Source organism: Polynucleobacter sp. P1-05-14, from assembly GCF_018881675.1.
Taxonomy (GTDB): domain Bacteria; phylum Pseudomonadota; class Gammaproteobacteria; order Burkholderiales; family Burkholderiaceae; genus Polynucleobacter.
Window position 1 is genome coordinate 1 of sequence record NZ_JACVPV010000025.1, and the last position, 522, is coordinate 522.

Here is a 522-nt window from a genome sequence, read left to right on the forward strand (position 1 = left end):
CTAACTTTTTTAGATAAGCGTTCTCCACTTCTAAATACTGCGCTTTGCGCAGTAACTCGTCATGTGTCAGCTCAGAAGATGGCCTAGCTAGTAGCGCTGCAATCTCACTTTGTTTTGGCATGGGCGGTCGTCCCTTGGGTTTGGATTGCAAGGCTGCAATACCACCTTCATTGTAGAGTTTTTGCCACATCCAAACCGTGCTTGGAGAAGGGATATTGAAGTGGGCAGCTGCGTAATGAAGGGAGACTTGGTACAAGTCGATGTATTGCAGGACTTGCATTTTGAACGACGCAGTATGGCGCACAGGCTTTGGGTTAAGCCCAGCAATGCCATGGAGCCGATGGGCTAAAACCCAATTACGGACCTGAGCATGACTAATCTTAAATAGATGGGCAACCCGCTTGAGGCCACCAGACTTTAAAAACTCCTTAACTACCTTTAGTTTGAACTGCTTACTGTATTTGCTCATAAAACAAAACCCCCTTGGTTGGACTTGATGTCCAACTTTTGGGGGTCAGTTCA

At 46.6% G+C, this 522-nt stretch carries 1 protein-coding gene; it reads right to left on the reverse strand.

All coding sequences use genetic code 11. The features are described from left to right. A partial coding sequence (locus ICN37_RS08480; RefSeq protein WP_216156674.1) for a helix-turn-helix domain-containing protein occupies positions 1 to 469 on the reverse strand: 469 nt, incomplete at its 3' end. Positions 470 to 522: the final 53 nt, after the last annotated feature.